The 14,314-nt window shown below is 57.3% G+C and carries 12 protein-coding genes; 3 read left to right on the top strand and 9 right to left on the bottom strand.

From position 1 onward, the window contains the following. Window positions 1–25 precede the first annotated feature (25 nt). From AC6I8N_RS19025 to AC6I8N_RS19005, 5 genes are all read right to left on the bottom strand, one after another. Window positions 26–994: a GGDEF domain-containing protein gene (locus tag AC6I8N_RS19025; protein ID WP_497829690.1), complete on the bottom strand. Its 969-nt coding sequence runs from the start codon at window positions 992–994 to the stop codon at window positions 26–28. Window positions 995–1,108: 114 nt separating this feature from the next. Further along, window positions 1,109–2,086, bottom strand: coding sequence for a porphobilinogen synthase (gene hemB / locus AC6I8N_RS19020; protein ID WP_021184893.1), 978 nt, complete (start codon window positions 2,084–2,086; stop codon window positions 1,109–1,111). A 122-nt stretch (window positions 2,087–2,208) separates the two neighbouring features. Next, a complete protein-coding gene (gene proP / locus AC6I8N_RS19015; RefSeq protein WP_021184892.1) occupies window positions 2,209–3,714 on the bottom strand; it encodes a glycine betaine/L-proline transporter ProP in 1,506 nt (501 codons plus the stop codon). A gap of 257 nt (window positions 3,715–3,971) precedes the next feature. Then, window positions 3,972–4,931 (bottom strand): D-2-hydroxyacid dehydrogenase family protein, encoded by a 960-nt coding sequence (locus AC6I8N_RS19010; protein WP_497829689.1) that lies wholly within the window; start codon window positions 4,929–4,931, stop codon window positions 3,972–3,974. Next, entirely contained in the window at window positions 4,906–6,510 is a 1,605-nt protein-coding gene (locus tag AC6I8N_RS19005; protein ID WP_497829688.1) for an EAL domain-containing protein, read from the bottom strand. The genes AC6I8N_RS19010 and AC6I8N_RS19005 overlap by 26 nt, the downstream gene beginning before the upstream one ends. Window positions 6,511–6,749: 239 nt before the next feature. On the opposite strand from AC6I8N_RS19005, the gene AC6I8N_RS19000 reads away from it, so the two are divergent. Together AC6I8N_RS19000 and AC6I8N_RS18995 are read left to right on the top strand one after the other, a co-directional pair. Continuing rightward, the gene (locus AC6I8N_RS19000; protein ID WP_497829687.1) at window positions 6,750–7,514 is read left to right on the top strand and encodes a class II aldolase/adducin family protein; all 765 of its coding nucleotides are present in this window, start codon (window positions 6,750–6,752) and stop codon (window positions 7,512–7,514) included. Window positions 7,515–7,525: 11 nt separating this feature from the next. Continuing rightward, on the top strand, window positions 7,526–8,485 hold the full coding sequence (locus tag AC6I8N_RS18995) for an ABC transporter substrate-binding protein (protein ID WP_497829686.1): 960 nt from the start codon (window positions 7,526–7,528) through the stop codon (window positions 8,483–8,485). Between the two features lie 64 nt (window positions 8,486–8,549). Here AC6I8N_RS18995 and AC6I8N_RS18990 read toward each other — a convergent pair whose 3' ends face one another. From AC6I8N_RS18990 to AC6I8N_RS18980, 3 genes are read right to left on the bottom strand one after another with little or no spacing between them, the layout of a single operon-like run. Further along, complete coding sequence (locus AC6I8N_RS18990; RefSeq protein ID WP_497829685.1) at window positions 8,550–10,202, bottom strand: ABC transporter permease; 1,653 nt, start codon at window positions 10,200–10,202, stop codon at window positions 8,550–8,552. Window positions 10,203–10,205: 3 nt separating this feature from the next. Further along, window positions 10,206–11,177: an ABC transporter substrate-binding protein gene (locus tag AC6I8N_RS18985; RefSeq protein ID WP_208724331.1), complete on the bottom strand. Its 972-nt coding sequence runs from the start codon at window positions 11,175–11,177 to the stop codon at window positions 10,206–10,208. Further along, complete coding sequence (locus AC6I8N_RS18980) at window positions 11,155–11,868, bottom strand: ABC transporter ATP-binding protein (protein ID WP_021184885.1); 714 nt, start codon at window positions 11,866–11,868, stop codon at window positions 11,155–11,157. Before AC6I8N_RS18980 ends, AC6I8N_RS18985 begins: the two co-directional genes overlap by 23 nt. Window positions 11,869–12,102: 234 nt before the next feature. On the opposite strand from AC6I8N_RS18980, the gene AC6I8N_RS18975 reads away from it, so the two are divergent. Beyond that, window positions 12,103–13,323, top strand: coding sequence for an MFS transporter (locus AC6I8N_RS18975; RefSeq protein ID WP_021184884.1), 1,221 nt, complete (start codon window positions 12,103–12,105; stop codon window positions 13,321–13,323). Window positions 13,324–13,392: 69 nt separating this feature from the next. Here AC6I8N_RS18975 and AC6I8N_RS18970 read toward each other — a convergent pair whose 3' ends face one another. Continuing rightward, window positions 13,393–14,208, bottom strand: a complete 816-nt coding sequence (locus AC6I8N_RS18970; protein ID WP_497829684.1) for a TIM barrel protein — start codon at window positions 14,206–14,208, stop codon at window positions 13,393–13,395. Between the last annotated feature and the right edge of the window lie 106 nt (window positions 14,209–14,314).

Genomic DNA, 14,314 nt, shown 5'->3' with positions numbered 1-14,314 from the left:
ATGAATCGCGCAAGTTGTTTGCGGTTTATCGCGTCTGTTTACGCAGTTTTTTCGCGGCATACATCCGTTCGTCGCTGCTTTCCAGCAGTTGCTCCAGCGACAACGGGTGGTGTGGATCAAACTCGACGATGCCGGACGAAAAATGTAGTTGATAGCGCCGGTTCAGATCGCGCGTCTGTTTTTGCAGCAACCGATCAAAGCGCTCCAGCACTCCCTCGGCATCTGCTTGTTGCAGGCCGTTAAACAGCACCACAAATTCATCACCGCCCAGACGCGCGAACAGATCCGCATGACGGAAACTCACCTTCATTGCATCGGCAAAATCCATCAACGCCCGATCGCCTTCACGATGGCCGAGGGTGTCATTGATCTCTTTAAAGCGGTCGAGGTCGAGGAACGTCAGGCTGGCGGGCAACTGCTTCAACTGACATTCGTTCAACGCCAGTTGCCCCAGCGTCATAAAGCCACGGCGATTGGTGATTTGTGTCAGCTCGTCGGAGGTGGCGGTCTGGAAAGCCACCAGCTCAGCTTCCGCCATCGCCGCCAGATCGCGCAGCGTGTGGCAATCCTCGGCATCAAACGCACGGGCATGGTGGTCGACAATGCACAGGGTACCGACTTTGGCACCGGCAGGGGTACGCAGCGGGCAACCCGCATAGAAGCGTACTGGGTTCTCGCCAGTGACTAAGGGATTATCGTGGAAACGTTCGTCTTCCAGCGCATTCTCCACCACCATCATATCATCCTGTAAGATGGCATGGCCGCAAAAGGAGGTATTGCGCGGCGCGGTTTCACCGGATTGTCCCGCGATAGATTTGAACCATTGATGGTCCTCCTCCAGCAGGCTTACCAGCGCAATCGGCACGCCAAACAGACGACGGGCGAGGCGAGTCAGACGGTCAAAACGCTCTTCTGCCGGGGTATGCAGAATGTTGAGCGCACGTAACTGAGCCAGACGATATGACTCGTCTGCGGGCAGCGCAGGTGCTTTCATCGCGTTACTCTTCTTATAGGATGCAGGTGCTACAGAACTGGTGTTGTGCCACAACAAAAGATGGCCGTAATAACTTATCAGCCGCCAAACAACGGCTGATAAGCGTAACGGTGATCAGAGCATTTTTTGCTCGGCAAGATCAAGGGCAAAATAGCTGAAAATCAAATCAGCCCCGGCGCGCTTAATGGCACCAAGGCTTTCCAGTACCACATTGCGTTCATCAATGGCACCGGCTTGCGCGGCGAATTTGATCATCGCGTACTCACCGCTTACCTGATAGGCAGCCAGCGGCAGCGTGGTACGCTCGCGGATATCACGCAGGATATCAAGGTAGGCTCCAGCCGGTTTCACCATCAGCGAATCGGCACCTTCCGCTTCATCAATCAGCGATTCGCGAATCGCTTCACGGCGGTTCATCGGATTCATCTGATAAGTTTTTCGATCGCCTTTCAGCGCCGTACCCGCCGCTTCACGGAACGGACCGTAGAACGAAGACGCGAATTTGGTGGAGTAAGACATGATGGCGGTATCGGTAAATCCGGCGGCGTCGAGCGCCTGACGAATCGCTTTAACCTGACCATCCATTGCCGCTGACGGCGCAATAAAATCAGCACCGGCCTGCGCGGCAACCACTGCCTGCTTGCCGAGGTTAATCAGGGTGGCGTCGTTATCGACGCCGTGGTCGCACAGCACGCCGCAGTGGCCGTGGCTGGTGTATTCGCAGAAACAGGTGTCAGACATGACGATCATCTCTGGCACGGTGTCTTTGCAGATGCGCGACATACGCGCCACCAGGCCGTTTTCGTTCCATGCATCGCTGCCGGTGGCATCGGTATGGTGCGAAATACCAAAGGTCATCACCGAACGGATACCCGCTTTGGCAATACGCTCGATTTCATACGCCAGACGTTTTTCGGGAATACGCATCACGCCTGGCATGGCGGTAATGGGTTTGTAATCATCCACCCCTTCTTCAACGAAGATGGGCAGCGCCAAATCGCTGAGGCTCAGGCTGGTTTCCTGGAACATTTCACGCATCGCGGCGCTTTTACGCAGCCTTCTTGGACGCTGGATAAGAGAAAAATCAGACATGCTCATTCTTACTTACAGGTGAAAAAAGTAGCGCCAGTCTACTCCTTTTCACGGCGGTGGATGAAGGTTTGTGTGCTGCGCAGCAAATGAAAACTCCCGCCGAAGCGGGAGTGGAGGGAGAATTACTCGTTGATATCCGGGTGCTGCTGCACCAGGTTTTTACGCTTCGCTTCCAGTTTCGCGATCTCGGCATCGATATCTTCGATTTTCTGCTCGATGTTGTCGTGATGTTCCTGGAGGATTTCACGCGCTTCTTCAATGTCAGATGCCGCAGGCGTTGCGCCAATCAACGGTTTATTCGCCGTCTCTTTCATATACAGGCCGGTGACCAAACCAATCACCGCAATCACCATCAAATAATAAGCCGGCATGTAGAGATTGTTGGTGGACTCCACCAGCCAGGCGGCGGCGGTCGGCGTCAGACCGGCAATCAGCACCGAAATGTTGAAGGCACTGGCGAGTGCGCTGTAGCGGATATGGGTCGGGAACATCGCGGGCAGCGAGGAGGCCATCACACCGGTAAAGGCGTTCAGGATCACCGCCAGCAGCAGCAGACCGGCAAAAATCAGCCCAATCACGCCGCTGTTAATCAGCATAAACGCCGGAATGGAGCAGATGAACAGCGCGATGCTACCAATAATGACAAACGGGCGGCGGCCAAAACGGTCACTCAGCATCCCCATCACCGGCTGGACAAACAGCATCCCGATCATAATGGCGATGATAATCAGCACACCGTGATCTTCCGAGTAGTGCAGGTTATGCGACAGGTAGCTCGGCATATAGGTCAGCAGCATGTAATAGGTCACGTTGGTGGCAATCACCAGACCTACGCAAGCCAGCAGGCTTTTCCAGTGTTTGCTGGCGATCTCTTTAAACGAGACTTTCGGGCCGTCACGCAAACCTTCACGATCGCCCTGTTCCAGCTTGTCCACATGCTGCTGGAAGGCCGGAGTCTCTTCCAACGCATGGCGCAGATACAGCCCGATGATGCCTAATGGCAGCGCGAGGAAGAACGGCAGACGCCAGCCCCACTCCAGAAAGCGGTCTTCGCCGATAATGGTGGAGATCAGTACTACCAGACCGGCACCCAGCACGAAACCGGCGATGGAGCCGAAATCCAGCCAGCTTCCCATAAAGCCACGCTTACGGTCCGGCGAGTATTCGGCGACGAAGATCGACGCGCCGGTATATTCACCGCCCACCGAGAAGCCCTGCGCCATTTTGGCGAGCAGCAGTAACACCGGCGCCCAGATGCCGATAGACGCATACGAAGGTATCAGGCCGATACAGAAGGTACTGATCGACATAATGACTATGGTGATCGAGAGAATTTTCTGACGACCGTATTTATCCCCCAGCATGCCGAAGAACAGGCCACCCAGCGGACGGATCAGAAAGGGGACGGAGAAGGTCGCCAGCGCGGCGATCATCTGAATACCGGGCGTCGCGTCCGGGAAAAACACCTTACCCAGCGCATACGCCACGAAGCCATACACACCAAAATCGAACCATTCCATCGCGTTACCCAGAGATGCCGCGGTGATGGCCTTACGTAAACGGCTATCGTCGATGATGGTGACATCATCCAGCCCGATCGGTTTTACACGTTTCCTACGAATTTTCATGAGGTTACCCTGTCCTGGAATCAGAAAGTCCTCAACGGCGCGGACCGGGTTACAGCAGTCAGTCCGCGGCGTTGAGAAAATTAAAGCATAGCCGTAAAAAGTGCGTTTCTCCGGCTTGCTACAGCAATAATTACGCTGGCAATTATTGCATCCCGCGACAGAGTATACCGTTTTTGTGTGATATTTGTCATGTTTCAGCCAAAAACCAGCGAGTTTGTGGCTGAAACTATGGCTATGAATGGGCGTAAAACGCAGGTTTACAGCAGGGACCGCAGCGGTGCGCCTTTTAACCAACCATTGATATTTTCTACGGCTTCGGTGAAGTAGGTGTGGTAGTTATTATCGGCCACGTAACCCAGGTGTGGTGTGGCGAAGACGTTTGGTAACTGGCGCAACGGATGGTCGGCTGGCAGCGGTTCCTGATCAAACACATCCAGCCCGGCACCCGCCAGTTGCCCGCTTTGCAAGGCGGCGATCATTGCCGCCTGATCGACCAGGCCAGCACGCGAAGTATTGATCAGCAACGCGCCCGCTTTCATCTGCGCCAGCGCGTCGGCATCCAGCAGATGGCGGGTGCGATCGCTCAGTACCAGATGAAGTGAGACGACATCACTCGCCTGCAACAAGGCGGGCAGCGTGCTCATCTTTTCTGCCCCACAGGCAGCCGCGCGCTCTGCGGTCAGATTCTGGCTCCAGGCGCATACTCGCATACCAAATGCCTGTGCCACCTTCGCCATCTCGCCGCCAATTTTCCCCAGCCCAATCAATCCCAGGGTTTTGCCCTGCAATCCGATGCCCAGCGTTTGCTGCCACGGGCCATTGCTGCGTAGCGCCTGATTTTCGCTGACGAGATGACGCGCCAGCCCCAGCACGAGTCCCCAGGTCAGCTCCAGCGGCGGTGCGCTGCTGCTGCCAGTGCCGCATACCGCGATATAACGTTCGCGGCAGGCATCGAGATCGATAGAGGCGTTCCGCATGCCGGATGTGACCACCAGCTTCAGTTTAGGCAGGCGGCCAATCAGCTCAGCGCTGAGCGGGGTACGTTCACGCATCACCACCAGAATATCGGCGTGCTCAATTTGGCTGACCAGCGTGTCGAGATCGTCGATGTGGGTGGTGAGGGCGGTAGTGTGGACCAGGGGTTCCAGCGTAGCCCAGTCGGCAAGCGTCAGGGCGACATTCTGGTAATCATCAAGAATGATGCAGTTCAGACTCATGGGATTCCTCAGCAAGTAGCGGCTGCTGCCCCTGCTCGTTGAGCCATGCGCGCAGCCGGTCATTATCCATTGGCCAGGCGTAATAATAGCCCTGAATAAATACCACACCACGCTGTTGCAGGTACTGGAATTGTAACGAGGTTTCAACGCCTTCGCCGAGCACCTCAAGCTGCAACTTGTGCGCCAGATTGATAATCGCGTCCAGTACCGGGGTTTCGCCATCCAGCCGTTCAATCGCGTTGATAAAGCCGCGATCAATTTTCAGATAATCGAGTGGAAAAGTTTGCAGATAGCTGAGCGAGCAGTGACCAGTACCGAAATCGTCGATTGCCACCTTCATCCCTTGCGACTGTAGCAATCGCAACTTACGCGCCACATCCTCACCGTCGTGAATCAAACTGCGCTCGGTCAGCTCCAGAGTTATCTGCAATTTTTTGTTCTGCACGCGTCTGGCGAACAGCTGGATATCTGCGACAAACTCCGGGTGTTGCAAATGTTCTGCCGCCAGGTTCAACCCGATATGGAACCCCGGTTCCACTTGCCAGCTCTGAATGTCTTCCGCCATCAGCTCCAGCAAATGACGCGTCAGCGGCACAATCATGCCTTCCTGTTCTGCTGCGCTGATAAAAATGTCAGGCCGGATGGTATCGCCGTTTGGCAAACGCCAGCGTAGCAACGCTTCGACACCGTTGCAGCGCTGCGCGGCCATGCTGTAGACCGGCTGATAATGGACCGAAAACTGGCGGTTGCGCATCGCGCGACGAATTTCATCCCGCCAGGAGATACGACGACGCAGCCAGTTGGCGGTGAGGATCATCAGCAAAATGGAAAAAATTGCCGCCATCGGCAGGAAAATAAACAACGCCTGCTGCCACGCCTTCAACAGTTCGCTGGGAGGGACCACCACTTCGACGCTGATGGGATAGCGGCTGGATTCAGCCCGCCAGGGTTCACTTTTCAGGTAGGTTTCCGGCAACTGCTCCGCCGGCCCGCTGGTGATGGGGGCGCCGTCATTAAACCGCATGGTCATGCGATAGCCACGCGACTCGCCCAATGCGCGCATAAAATCCATCAAATACTGACCATCAATCACCGCCCAAAAGCCTTCACCATCAGGCAGTTGCCGCACAAAGATCACTGCCGGGCGGTCTGGCACGCCAAATGTCCCACGGATCGAGATACTCCACCAGGCTTTGCCGGTTACGGGGGGGTGACGCAGCATCATTTCGCTCAGGGGGCCGGGATTCATCCCGTATGCCGAGGAGCAGGTCACGTTATCGCCCTCCAGCTTGCCGATGGAGCGAAAATAGGCGTTCAGGTTACCATCACGTTGCAGCTTGTCTTCAATCGCCGAACAGGGTTGATAGTGGAACTGGCGCAACTCGGTGATCATGTCCCAGGCGCTGTCGCTCATTCTTTCTGCCTGAGCCAGTAGGGAGTTAGCGGTGGTGATTTGCTGCTGATGCACGGTGTGGCGTGCTTCAATGGCCGTGCAGAGGATGCCAAGCACCAGCGGCAGCAGCCCGGCACAAACAATCAACAGCCAACCAAAATCGCGGTTTCGTCTCTGCGGTGGCACCAGGCATCCCTCGTCAGGTTTAAGCAGCGGAAAGGGCGATAAGCTGCGGCTTCAGCAGCATAGCACTTCCCGGGGCCGTGCATGTTAGCGTTTTGATTTTCAACCAAACTGACCCAGGTCAATTATCGACTCCGCTTTGCGTTTATTGACATTGTTTTGCCGTTATTGGCATTTCCCAGGGTGAAAAGCGCTGTGTCAGGATGATTTGCAGGCAAACCGACCCGGCAAAGGAGCAGAAAATGAGTACGGCAATCCTGGATATCAGCGCATTACGGCAGCGCATTAGCGAGGGAGAATGGCAGGCACGCGTCAAACTGGCGCAGGCTTATCATCTGGCGGCAAAGCTGCGTTGGACGGATCATATTTACACCCATTTCTCACTGCGCGTACCCGGCGAAAAACCGCATTTCCTGATTAATGCTTACGGGCAGACCTTCGATGAAATCCAGCCGGAGACGCTGGTGAAGATCGACATCGATGGCAACATCATTGATGATCCGACCGGACTGGGTATTAACCCGGCCGGATTTGTGATTCACAGCGCGATCCATCGCGCCCGCCCGGATGCGCATGCGGTGCTGCATACCCATACCGCCGCGGGCATTGGGGTGTCGGCACAGAAGCGCGGGCTGTTGATGATTTCGCAGCACAGCACCCGCTTCCATCAGCGCCTTGGCTATCACGATTACGAAGGTATCGCGCTGGATCTGGATGAGCAGCAACGTATCGTGGCCGATCTTGGCACGCGTAACGCGTTGATTTTGCGCAATCATGGCCTGCTCACCAGCGGCGGCGGCATCGAAGAGGCTTTTTATAACCTCTATTATCTCGAACGCGCCTGTCAGGCACAGCTGGCGGCACAAGCGGGCGGTGCTGAACTGATTATCCTGCCGGATGCGGTGGCGGAGAAAGCCGCGCAGGCATTTGATAACAGCATCCGCAACCAAAAATATCTGCTGCACTGGGATGCCTACATCCGTCAGCTCAACCGCAATGCCCTCTGAGAGTCTCACCGATGAAATGGCTGAAACCCGTTGTTGCTGCGCTGCTGTTGTGCGCGGCGTTTGGCAGTCAGGCTGCGCCTGATTTAAGTCACGTCACGCTGGTGCTGGGCGATCAGGCGCGAAACCTGCGCTCGCTGGTTGAAGCGGCTGGAGTGATGAAAGATGCGCCTTATCAGTACCGTTGGGCGAATTTTCAGGGGGCGGCACCGTTGTTTGAAGCGCAACGCGCCGGGGCCGTGGACACCTCCTACGCCGGTGATTTACCGGTGCTGATGGCGGCATCTGGCGGTGTTCCGCTGAAAATCATCGCCACCAACGTCGGTGACGGCGGCTCCAACGGGCTGATTGTCCCGGCGGATTCCCCAATCCACAGCGTTAAGGATTTGGTGGGTAAAGAGGTGGTGGTTTCATCTGCGCGCGGCAGCATCTCACAGCATCTGTTGTATCAGGCTTTGCAGGAAGCAAATGTGCAACGGGATGCCGTACCGGTGCGTTTTGTGCTGCCAACCGATGCCAGCGCGGCGTTTAACTCAGGGCAGATTAGCGCCTGGGCCACCTTTGATCCCTATTTAGGTATTGCGGAGCAGCATGGCGCACGCCTGCTGCGTGATGGCAAAGGGCTGACCACGGCACTCTCCTTTGTCACCGCGACACAACGCTCGCTCGATGATCCATTGAAGCGCGCGGCGATCGCCGATTTCACCCATCGTCTGGCACAGGCGCGTGAGTGGGCGCTGGCGCACCCGCAAGAATACAACCAGGTGTATGCGCAACTGACGCGCCTGCAACCGGCTGATGCCGGGAAAATCACCGCGCGTATCTCCCACGGTATTCGCGCGGTGACACCGGATGATATCGCCCAGGTGCAGCAGGTATCTGACCTGTTCAGCACGCTGCATATTCTGCCGAATAAGGTAGATGTGCAGGCGATTACCGATACACGGGTGTTTGCTGACGGCGGGCAGCATTGATTGAAAGCGCAATAAATGGCGCCGCTACCTGACGTAGCGGCGTGATTTATCACGCAAAAACAGGCTAGCCCGATTTTCTGCGCAGCAACGCCAGCGCGGCGAGCATCAGGCTGAGGCTGGCGAGCAGCGTCAGGGTGGCCATTGCCATGCCCTGTCCGACGGAGCCTTGCTCAAACTGCCGCCAGATAAATATCGCTACGGTTTGCGTGCCTGCCGGAGCCAGAATCAGTGAAGTCACCAGTTCGCGCGAGGCGACGGCAAACACCATCATCATGGCCGCCAGCAGGCTCGGTGCCACCAGCGGTAACACAATCAAACGCAGTGCCTGGATACGCGTCGCCCCATGCACGCGGGCGGCGGGTTCCAGCGTTGGGCCAAGCTGGCGCAGGGCGCTGCTGACATAGCGCACCGGCCACGGCAGCAGCAGGCAGCTATAGGAAAGCAGCAAAATCGCCAGCGTGTTGTAAGGTGAAACTGGCCAGAAACCGCGATTCCACAGCAGAATCAACCCCACGCCAATCACCACCCCCGGCATGGCCGCCGGTAGCAGCGCCAGACCATCCATCAGCGCCAGCAGACGGGTTTTGCCCTCGGCAACGCGCCAGGCGATGAGAAAGCCAAGAAGCCCGGTCAGCAACGCCGCCCCCAGCGCCAGCCCGATGCTGGTGGAGAAGGCTGTCAGCGCATCCCCCTGCTGGCTGAACAGCGCGGCGAAATGGCGCAGCGTCAGGTTGCTGGTATGAATGCCGCCGGACAAGGTATTTAACAGGCCGCTGAGCGTCATGGCCCCCAGCGGTAACGCTACTGCCAGCAACGTGGTCCCGGTGAACAACAGCAGCATTGGCCATTGCCAGCCACCAGGATCGGCGGCGTCCTGTGACACCGGTTTGCCGCTCACTGCCGTGACATCGCTGCTGCCGGTCAGTTTGCGCTGGCAAAACCACGCCAGCAGCGCCACCAGGCTTAACATCAGCGACAACGAGGCGGCCCCTGGCAAATCGATGGGCCAGTCGGCCAGCTTCTGTTCAATGCCCACCGTCATCAAGGTTAATCCAGCGCGTGCACCGAGCGCCGCCGGGACGCCGTACTCCTCAATTGCCAGGGTAAACGCCAGCAGCACACCACCCGCCAACGCCGGTAAGGTCAGGGGCAGGGTGATTTGCCAGAAAGCACGCCATGCGGAAGCGCCATGCACCCGCGCCACCCAGGCCAGACGCTGCCCACTTGTCATCAGCGCACGCGACACCGCGAAGTAAACCACCGGAAAGATATTCAGCGTCATCACCAGCATCATGCCGCTGCTGCTGAACAGCAGGCTGTCAAAATTCAGCCCGGTGAGCTGGGCAACGTAACCATTGCGTTGCAGCGCCAGCGTCCAGGCCAGCGCGACGATGTAAGGTGGCGTCAGGAAGGGGATAAGAAACAACAGATCCCACAGCGCCGCGCCGGGCAGGCGAAACAGCCCACGCAGCGCGCCAAGGGGTAGCCCGAGCAGCAGGCTGCCGAGTGCCACTCCCAGGCCAATTTTCAGCGTACCCAGCCACATCGGGACTAACTGCGGGTCCTCCAGCAGGGTCGGCAGCGCGCTGAAAGCGCCACGCCACTCTCCCTCGCTCAGATGCGGAAACAGCGCCTGGAGCACGATAAACAGCAGCGGCAGCGCCACCAGCACCAGCAACGCCAGCAGGATCAAACCGTTAAACAGGGCACGCGCCATGACTTATTGCCCGAACAGCGTGGCAAAGCGTTTCAGCACCGCCGCGCGTTCGCTGCCCCCCTCCTGATTCACCGGCAACAGTTTAATCTCGGTGATCAGCGGGCGTTGTGCCTTGATATCGGTACGCGCTGGCATCAGCCAGGCCTTCGCCACTTGCTGCTGGCCCTCATCCGACAACACATAATCGATAAAGGCTTTGGCATCCGCAGCATGTTGGCTGGTTTTCAGGATCATCATCGGACGCGGCGCGACCACCGTGCCGTTTTCCGGGAAAATCACTTTCACCGCCTCACCTTGCGCGATGTTGTTGTAGGTCACGTAATCCACCGCACCAAATACCGCCGCCTTCGCACCCTGCAACACCGGCGTCACCGCCTGGGCGTTCGGGCCGCTGATCACCATACCGTTGGCTTTGAGTTGATCAAACAACTGCCAGGCTTTTTCACCTTCGCCGTTCTGCAAACCGATTAACAGATCGAGGGACGCCCCGGACAGCGCTGGATCGGGTGTAGTGACCTGATCTTTAAATGCCGGGCCGGTGAGGTCCTGCCAGGTTTTCGGTTCCGGGGTATGGCTATTGGTGTTCCAGACGATACCGAGCGCGGAAATGCCTTGTGCCACGTAAGCATCGGTTTTAAACGCCGCCGGGACGTTGGCCGCGTTGGGGCTTTGGTAAGGCAGCAACCAACCACGTTGTTGCAGGTCTTCGGCGGTATCCCAGGAGGCGGAGATCAGCACATCGGCCTGCGGATTTGCCTGTTCGGCTTCCAGGCGCGCCATCACCTTGCCGGTGGTGGCCTGGAATATATTCACCTTGACCCCGGTTTGTTTTTCAAACCCGGCGGCGAGGCTTTTTGCCAGCGATCCCGGCCCGGCGGTGTACACCGTCAGTGCCTCGGCATCGTTCATCATCATGGCGGAAGTCAAAATCATCGCGCTGATGGCTCCTGTTTTAACAGACTTGAGAGATGGCATGGTTTTCCCCTGAGAGGTCAGTGACTGAAACCATCTGGCCCTGCGCCAGATGGATAATGCGGTCGGCGAGGGTATTGGCCTCCTCGCGGTCATGGGTGACGTATACGGCGGTGATCCCGGCGGCGCGCAGCAACTGCGCCATATGTTGTGCGAGGGTTTCACGCAGTTCGCGGTCGAGATTGGATAAGGGTTCGTCGAACAGCAGAATCGCCGGTTGTGCGACCAGCGCACGCGCTAACGCGACGCGTTGCTGCTGACCGCCCGACAACATCGCGGGTTTACGATCGCCAAATCCGCTCAGTTCCACCTGCGTCAGCGCGGCTTGTGCCTGCTCCAGCGCCGTTGCTTTTTTTACCCCGCGCATACGCAACGGAAAGGCCACGTTCTGCGCCACGCTCATATGCGGCCACAGCGCGTAATCCTGAAACACCATGCCGAGGTTGCGCGCTTCCGGCGCTGCGCAGTGGGTGGCGGAGGCGACGCACTGGTCGCCCAGCCAGATTTCGCCGGACGTGGGTTGCAGCAAACCCGCCAGCAGTTTCAGCAGCGTACTTTTGCCACAGCCAGAAGGGCCGAGCAGCGCCAGCGTTTGTCCGGCCGGAATGGTCAGGGAGAGATCGTGCAGAATGGTCAGGTTACCCGCTGACCAGCTCAGGTTTTTCAGTTCGATGGGTTGCGCGACACGCGTCATTGACCACCTCCCGCTAACAACAGGAAGCTGCAGCACGCCACGCGCACCCGATGGTTTATCAGGAGCGGCATCAGATTGTTATCCTCTTTGGGATTTCACTGGCGGCGAGTCTACGGTGGAGATATGACGGAATGATGACCAAATATCATCAGAGGCTATGATGCGCCGGGGCATAAAAGGCGTATAGTAACGGTTCTGTTATAAAAACTCCGTCAAACACGAGCGCAATTACTCATGCCTGACCAGCCTGCTGCGGAACCTGCTTTAACGCCTTTCCGTCTGAATTTACTGATTCTCTCCATCGTGATGTTCAACTTTGCCAGCTATCTCACCATTGGTTTGCCATTGGCGGTGCTGCCTGGCTTTGTCCATGACGGCCTCGGCTATAGTGCCTTCTGGGCCGGACTGGTGATTAGCCTGCAATATCTCGCCACGCTGCTGAGCCGCCCCCATGCCGGACGCTATGCCGACCAGTGGGGACCGAAAAAAGTGGTGGTGATCGGCCTGTTCGGCTGTTTTATCAGCGGGTTATGTATTCTTCTTTCGGCCTTGACCGAAAGCTGGACGGTGCTCAGTCTTGGGTTGCTGTGCCTGGGCAGGGTGATTCTTGGTATCGGCCAGAGTTTCTCCGGCACCGGCACCTCGCTGTGGGGCGTGGCACGGGTTGGCTCATTGCATATTGGTCGGGTGATCTCATGGAACGGCATTGTCACCTATGGGGCAATGGCGATTGGGGCACCGCTTGGCGTGGTGATTTTCCACAGCGGCGGGCTGTTGCTGCTCTCCGGGGTGATCATCGCCATCTGTGTACTGGCGATTGCGCTGGCGTTACCGCGTGCGCCGGTGAAAGGCAGCAAAGCCAAACCGCTGCCATTCCGTGATGTCCTGGGCAAGATTTACGGTTTTGGCCTGATCCTGGCGATGGGATCGGCGGGCTTCGGGGTGATCGCTACCTTTATTACCTTGTTCTATAAAGATAAAGGCTGGGATGGCGCGGCATTTGCCCTGACGCTATTCAGCGCTGCCTTTGTCGGCACCCGTTTGTTGTTCCCGAATGCCATCAACCGCCTCGGCGGCCTACGGGTTGCCAGCATCTGCTTTGCGGTGGAGGCGGTGGGCCTGTTCCTGGTTGCGGCGTCGTTTGATCCCTGGATGGCAAAGGTTGGCGCGTTCTTTACCGGCGCAGGCTTCTCGTTAGTCTTCCCGGCGATTGGCGTGGTGGCGGTTAAAGTGGTGCCGCAGCAGAATCAGGGCAGCGCGCTCGCCACCTATACCGCGTTTATGGATTTGTCGTTGGGGATCACCGGCCCGATTGCCGGTTTTATTATGAGCTTCGCGGGAGTGCCGCTGGTCTACTTCCTCACTGCGCTACTGGTGTGTCTGGCGCTGGTATGTACGCTGCGCATGAGCCGACGTCAGCCCGCCAGCCCGCCCATTGAAATCAAAGAGAATTAAAAAGAGGCCTCCGACCGAGGCCAATCACTACAAAGTTGTGTCAGAGACACAGATAAGGGTTCGTTTCGGTCAGGCTTGTAGCAATTCGATACTGGCGCGGATTTCACGTTCGATGTCTTGCGCGCTCCACTTCTCAAGCTCGGAAGAGAAGGGTTCAAAGGCATAGATGCCTTTGTAGCCCAGTCGCTCCAGACGCTTCACCTGCGCCACGCTGTTCAGGACATCGTTATCACTCAGCATGATGCGCTCTTCATCGGTGAGCTGCGCCGTCGGGCGGCGATCTTCCACACCCGACAGGTGCACCAGACCGATCTGATTCACATCAATCTCCTGCGGGAACTCCAGCTCAGCGTTTTCGTACAGATGATGGTGGAAGGTATCCAGCAGCAGTTTGAAAGGTACCTGCGCATCGCGGATCAGTTGCTGGGTTTTCACCGCCGAACGCAGCGAGCTGACCGGGAAGCCAAGCGGTTCCACCAGTCCCTGAATACCGTAATGTTCAAAGCGCGGCGCTAGCGTTTGCAGCGCTGCCAGCGTCTGTTCCGGGGAGATGGCGAACCCTTCGTTCAGTGGGCACATCACCAACGCTTTGGCCCCGATCTGCTGCGCTTCCTGCAACAGGGCTTCGGTTTTCGCCAGCAGCGCGTCATCAACGCGGTTGAACGGATAGAGCGCGTTGATGGTTTCGATTTCAATGTGGTATTTGTCGGCCAGCGCGCGCAGCGCGGCGGCGCTGAGGCCATCAGTGACGCTGCCACTCGGCATATCGTTACGCAGTTCGACTTTGTTCAGTCCCAGACGCTGCACCAGCTGGAAGAACGCTTCCAGCGACAGCGTTGGAGCAATTTTACGGTTAATACAGAAACGGGTGGGATCGATGGCCATGCTGCGGCTCCTGTAATGATGTGCGGGTAAGATGGAGCCAAAGAAAACATTTATTTCATTGTTAGTGAATTATGAAATATCAGATATTGGATCTGCCTCGCAAAAA

The organism is Pantoea sp. X-Soil-TKNS-1279 (genome assembly GCF_059730565.1).
The sequence above is the reverse complement of the archived record's forward strand: the minus strand, read 5'-3'. Positions and strand labels throughout refer to the sequence as shown.

Coding starts and splice junctions, on each gene's coding strand:
- AC6I8N_RS19025 (WP_497829690.1), bottom strand. CDS start 994: ATGAAAGCACCTGCGCTGCCCGCAGACGAGTCATATCGTCTGGCTCAG.
- hemB (WP_021184893.1), bottom strand. CDS start 2,086: ATGTCTGATTTTTCTCTTATCCAGCGTCCAAGAAGGCTGCGTAAAAGC.
- proP (WP_021184892.1), bottom strand. CDS start 3,714: ATGAAAATTCGTAGGAAACGTGTAAAACCGATCGGGCTGGATGATGTC.
- AC6I8N_RS19010 (WP_497829689.1), bottom strand. CDS start 4,931: ATGAGTCTGAACTGCATCATTCTTGATGATTACCAGAATGTCGCCCTG.
- AC6I8N_RS19000 (WP_497829687.1), top strand. CDS start 6,750: ATGAGTACGGCAATCCTGGATATCAGCGCATTACGGCAGCGCATTAGC.
- AC6I8N_RS18995 (WP_497829686.1), top strand. CDS start 7,526: ATGAAATGGCTGAAACCCGTTGTTGCTGCGCTGCTGTTGTGCGCGGCG.
- AC6I8N_RS18990 (WP_497829685.1), bottom strand. CDS start 10,202: ATGGCGCGTGCCCTGTTTAACGGTTTGATCCTGCTGGCGTTGCTGGTG.
- AC6I8N_RS18985 (WP_208724331.1), bottom strand. CDS start 11,177: ATGCCATCTCTCAAGTCTGTTAAAACAGGAGCCATCAGCGCGATGATT.
- AC6I8N_RS18980 (WP_021184885.1), bottom strand. CDS start 11,868: ATGACGCGTGTCGCGCAACCCATCGAACTGAAAAACCTGAGCTGGTCA.
- AC6I8N_RS18975 (WP_021184884.1), top strand. CDS start 12,103: ATGCCTGACCAGCCTGCTGCGGAACCTGCTTTAACGCCTTTCCGTCTG.
- AC6I8N_RS18970 (WP_497829684.1), bottom strand. CDS start 14,208: ATGGCCATCGATCCCACCCGTTTCTGTATTAACCGTAAAATTGCTCCA.